This window comes from Microbacterium ginsengisoli, from assembly GCF_000956535.1.
GTDB lineage: Bacteria > Actinomycetota > Actinomycetes > Actinomycetales > Microbacteriaceae > Microbacterium > Microbacterium ginsengisoli.
In genome coordinates, this window is record NZ_JYIY01000025.1 from 1 (window position 1) to 4,930 (window position 4,930).

Sequence of the window (4,930 nt, forward strand, 5' to 3'; positions counted from 1 at the left end):
CCGGCGTCAAAGGCGCGTTAGCGTGAGACACGAAGACCTCCGTGGTCAGGATGCGAGTGTGGTAACCCACATCCTGCCCGGAGGTCTTCGCCTACCTCACCCGTTCACAACCTCCCGGGGAAGTACATCTAGGGATTCGGGAAGCAGCTGCAAGCCATCGAGCACGGCCTCGTCGGCAGGAGAGACCGACATGCGAAACATCCAGACGACGGGAAATACCGAGATCGCGGCGAATACGGTGACCGCCACAATCTGAATGCTCCTGCCTATCAAACGTCGGGTGCGGTGTGTGGTGCGCATTAGAGTTCCTTGTCTCCGAGGAAGGCTCGACGGCGAAGCACGCCAATGAGCACGAGAACGACCAGTAGCAGTGTTGACACTGCAGCCGCTTGACCGAGGTCGAAGTAGACAAAGCCGAGTCGCCAGGTCATGGTCAGGATGGTTTCCGTAGCCCCGAGCGGTCCCCCGCCGGTGAGGACGTTGACTGTGTCGAACACCTGCACCGCCTGCAGAACGGCCATGACTGTTGCAAACACGGTCGTCGGTCGAAGCAGGGGCAGTGTTACGCGACGAAACGTCGACCACGGGCCGAGGCCATCGGCGGCGGATGCCTCGTAGAGCGCCGTCGGGATGCTCGTCAAGCCTGCCAAATAGAAAATCATGACAAACGACGTCAGCCGCCAGATTCCAACCAGTGCCACGGTGATCAACGCGTACCTGGAGTCACCAAGAAAGTTGATCGGGGCTAGGCCGACCAGCGCAAGTGCCTCGTTTACAAAACCGCCACGGTTAGCGAAAATCCAGCGGAACACCACGGCCATCGCGACCATGTTGGTGGCGAAGGGCAGGAATAGGAGCACCTGAAGAAGTGGCCTGGCCCGCCGAAACGAGGCAACCAGAAGGGCCAGGCCCAGTCCGAGGACCAGGCTCGGGATGATCGTCATCGCTGAATACAGCACGGTATTCCAGATCGACTCGACAACCGCGGGGTCGGAGAAGAGAGCCGTGTAGTTCTGCAGCCCAGCCCAGCGCCACACAGTTCGGTCGCCGAGGTCGATTTGGAACAGGCTTCCCACGAGCGCAAGAACGCCGGGCAGTAGCAGAAAGAGCCCGATCAGGATCAGCGCTGGCAGGGCAAGCGCCCAGCCGCCGATTCGTATGCCCCTCACAAGCGTTCCCCCGCGAGCGTGGCGAGCGGGTAGGCCGCGAGAAGACCGTCACGATGCAGCGCGACGGCCGTGCCGTCGTGCACGACCAGCGGAGCCAGGATCGGAACTCCGGTGGCGAAGCGGCCCAGCTCGTCACCCGTGCGCGCGTCTAGCGTGACGATGTCACCGTCGAGCGCCGGGATCAGCAGCCGGTCGCCCACCGTGGTCGCCTGGGCGAAGAGCGGATGAGGACTGCGCCGGTAGGTCAGGAAGCACTCGTCGGAGTCGGCCGCAATTTCCGTGCGCCAAAGCTGCTCGCCCGAGACGGGGTCGAGCATCGCGACAGCGCCGCCGGCGTCGACGACTAACACGCCGTGGCTGCCGAGATTGACCCCGACAGGGTTCCACGGCACTGAGGTCGGGTACGACCAGCGTATTGCGGAACCGGACGCCGAACGCCGGAAGACATTCGTCAGTCCAGTGGCGATCAGGTCGCCCGTTGCAGGGTCAACGCTGGGGGTGCGTATCGGCAGGCCGGCGCCGCTCGTCAAGACATCGAACAAGCCTTCAGCCACCACCTCGTTAGAGTTCGCGATCGTCTCGCCCGTTTTCGGGTCAAGTCGTACGGGCGTGCTCGGCTCGGGAAACCCCGCCCAGAGCACCGTCGTCAGGCTGCCGTTCGCTCCCGATCGGTCGACTACCGGGGCGCTGAGGGTGATGAAGATCTGATACGCGGCGATGTCCGATCGCTCCCACACGATCTCGCCTGTGCTCTGGTCGAGGGCTCGGAGTGCAGCCTGGTCGCCAACCAAAACGAGTCCGTCGACGAGTGTCGGTGGGTAGAAGCCAAAGCGCCGAAGCGGGTCCGATGTCGGCCGCTGCCACAACATCTCACCCGTGCTCGGGTCGTGCGCCCACGTCGTTCCAGACACAGTCGAGCTGATGATAGCCGCGGTCCCGGCACCCGCGGGCGCGCTACGCAGCGGAGCGTCAAGACTGGCCTGCCACAGGGGCTTTCCCGAGCAGGCGTCGTATGCGGCCAGCGCGCCGCGGGCCTCATCATCGAGCGCGAGCGGTACGAGCACCCGACCGTCAGCAACGATGAAAGGTGTGCGCTGTCCAATCGCCGGGGTCGATGTGCTCCAGAGTGCCTGTGTGGTGCGGGCCCAACCTGAACGGGTGTCGGATTGTGGAGGATAGGTTTGGTGTGACCCTGTGGTGATCCGCTCGCCGTCCCACACAACGATGCGATATGTGGCCGGAGAGTTGTCTACACCGCCGAACATGGCCGGAGGGGTGTTCACGTGCAGCGTGGGGCCGCTCGCGACGACCCGGGAGGTGTGCCGGTGGCCGGAGAACGTCGCGATCGGGGCACTGGGCAGCCCGTCGAGAATGGAGCGCCACGGCTGGTCGTGACAGAGCATGATCCACGGAGTCCCGGTCGCGAGCATCTCAAGGTCGGCGCGTAGCCAGGTGTCCTGGGTCTCGTGGTCTAGACCGAGTTCATGCGTGAACCAGTCCACGGCAACGACGTGGAGGCCAGGTAGATCAAACGAATACCACCTGGGCCCCAGGTAGTCTTCGTAATGCCTGGGCTCCCCGGAATGGATGGCATAGCCGTTGCGGCTAACCAGATCCGTCGGATCCGGAACGAGATGGTCGTGGTTTCCCGGGATCGCGTAGACAGCCAACTCGGTCGTTGCGGTCGCAGCGACGAAAGCTGCGAATTCTTCGGGCAGACCACGGTCGGTCAGGTCTCCCGTGACGACGAAGGCCTCGAGTCCCGGATGAGCCGCGGCGATCTCGCGGAAGGCCTGCGACAGGCGTTCGCCGGTCCCGATTTCGGCCGGTTGGGGATAGCCGGCTCCCGTGCCGAGGTGGGTGTCTGTGAGATGTGCAAAACGGACGGGCAGCTGCACCGGAGCTGGGCTGAGGGTGAATACCGGGTCGATCGCGCTTGCGCCGACGTACCATCGGTCGACCCGCCATCCAGCCGGCCGGGTAATGAACACGGGTCCGCGGACCTGGTCAATCCGAAATCGCCCATCCTCGTCGGTGCGAGTGACCCGTAAGCCGTCGCTGACGACGACTCCTGGCATCGGTGAGCCTGCATCACTTAGTACGGTGCCTTGCATAATTTCCCTCTCTGCGTCTCTCGGCCGTTAGATGCGGTGAGAGTTAACGACTGCCTCGGATGCGGCGCGCGCTTCGGGCGCGCCTTCGAGCTGCATAGCCAGGACGCTGTAAATGGCGTCGATCAGTGACAGGTGGACGATTCGACTAGTCATGGCCTCGACCCGATAGCGTGTCTCCGAGCTACCCGCGACGAGCAAGAGGTCAGCGAACTCAGCCAACGGTGAGCTGAGGAAGCTGGTGATTCCGACAACGACCGCCTTTGACCTGACGGCCGTGCGGGCGACGTCCAGCGTCGACGTCGTTGACCCCGTGTGGCTGATCACGAAACAGACGTCGCGCTCATCAAGGCCGCGGGCGATCACCTCTTGGGCAATGAAGTCAGGGGTGAACGCGGCGTCGAGCCCAAGTGTCGTGAAACGGTAGGCAGCGTCTGAAGCGAGCGGGGCCGAAGTGCCCACCGCGGCGAAGCGCACGCGACGTGCCTTCACCAGCGCAGTGACAATAGCTACGACTGTGCTCGGGTCAAGATGCGCCGCAGCATCCTCAAGCGCAGCACTACTCTCGCGCAAGGTCCCCAACACGGTCGCGGTAACCGGATCGTCGTCGTGTGTCGCGGCCGGGCGCTGGGGAAGGACGGTCTCGCGGGAGAGAAGCAGCTTGAATTCCTGAAATCCGTGCAGGCCGAAGCGCTGGCAGAACCGCACTACCGAGCCGACGGACGTGCTAGAGACCTGAGCCAGTTCGGTCACCGAATAGGTCATAACCGAATGAGGGTCAGCACGCACCACTCGCGCGATCTGCGCCTCGGATGGCGAAAACGCAGCCGAATCGCGACGGATCTGCTCGAGGATCGGCTGCTCATCAGAGCGCCAGAGCCTCGACACTGTCTCAGGCTGTCTATTCATGGTGCTCACGCTAAGAATCGCGCGTGACCGGTCAGTGACACCCAATCAAACGGCGGATGAACTTTCCAGATACTCGCTGTTCATGGAAAGAAACTCCAGAGACACCCCTCTGATCATCCCAACGCAGAGTTGCCAGTAGTCGCGCAGGAACATTCAAAATCTTTGGTCACCCGGCCGTGAAGATCACCGTACCGAGGGGCCAGGCAGCCGTCCTGGGCTCCGAAAACGCAGCCACGCCCAACACACCGAGACCCCGGAACCGAGCGCCCAGGGCATTTCATTCTTGATCCTCTTCCAGCTGACGTTCCTTCTAAACACCTTTGTGCTGATCGACACGCTGCACAGTTGGTTGAGCGGTTTCGTCAAAGTCAGCGCGGTCGGTCGCATGATCACGACGGCAAGTTCGCGAGCGATATCTGGCTGGCCCTTACCGACGTCGCCGTGATCGTAGCGATCTCCGCGCGTCTGACCGTATGGGCGTACGTGTGGAAGCCCTAAATGTCAGGGTGCACAACTTCCGTGATGCGAACCCTGACTCAGCGTCGAAATTGGTCGCCTTCAGCCACGCTAAGCGCAAGGCGACTTTTCCGGCCGACACTCTGCCTCGGGAATCTAAAGCTTTCCGAGGCACGCAAACCCTCTCCCGGACCGCGGGAAGGAGTGGCGGATTTCCGGGGCGCGATGCGTCTCGGAAACATGTCTTACCGCAAAGTGTCTTTTCTCCGCCGCTGCTAGCAGTTG

The 4,930-nt window shown here is 62.8% G+C and carries 4 protein-coding genes; all 4 read right to left on the reverse strand.

Annotated features, from left to right (window positions below; all coding sequences use genetic code 11):
• Nucleotides 1-96: 96 nt before the first annotated feature.
• Genes RR49_RS00235 through RR49_RS00250 form a run of 4 tightly spaced genes read right to left on the reverse strand, consistent with a single transcriptional unit; the run spans nt 97 to nt 4,168 of the window.
• Entirely contained in the window at nt 97-300 is a 204-nt protein-coding gene (locus tag RR49_RS00235; protein ID WP_045245718.1) for a hypothetical protein, read from the reverse strand.
• Entirely contained in the window at nt 300-1,169 is an 870-nt protein-coding gene (locus tag RR49_RS00240) for a carbohydrate ABC transporter permease (RefSeq protein WP_045245719.1), read from the reverse strand. The genes RR49_RS00235 and RR49_RS00240 overlap by 1 nt, the downstream gene beginning before the upstream one ends.
• Nucleotides 1,166-3,283, reverse strand: coding sequence for an outer membrane protein assembly factor BamB family protein (locus tag RR49_RS00245; protein ID WP_084603745.1), 2,118 nt, complete (start codon nt 3,281-3,283; stop codon nt 1,166-1,168). The genes RR49_RS00240 and RR49_RS00245 overlap by 4 nt, the downstream gene beginning before the upstream one ends.
• Nucleotides 3,284-3,310: 27 nt before the next feature.
• Nucleotides 3,311-4,168, reverse strand: coding sequence for a MurR/RpiR family transcriptional regulator (locus RR49_RS00250; RefSeq protein ID WP_052671971.1), 858 nt, complete (start codon nt 4,166-4,168; stop codon nt 3,311-3,313).
• Between the last annotated feature and the right edge of the window lie 762 nt (nt 4,169-4,930).

Coding starts and splice junctions, on each gene's coding strand:
- RR49_RS00245 (WP_084603745.1), bottom strand. CDS start 3,283: ATGCAAGGCACCGTACTAAGTGATGCAGGCTCACCGATGCCAGGAGTC.
- RR49_RS00235 (WP_045245718.1), bottom strand. CDS start 300: ATGCGCACCACACACCGCACCCGACGTTTGATAGGCAGGAGCATTCAG.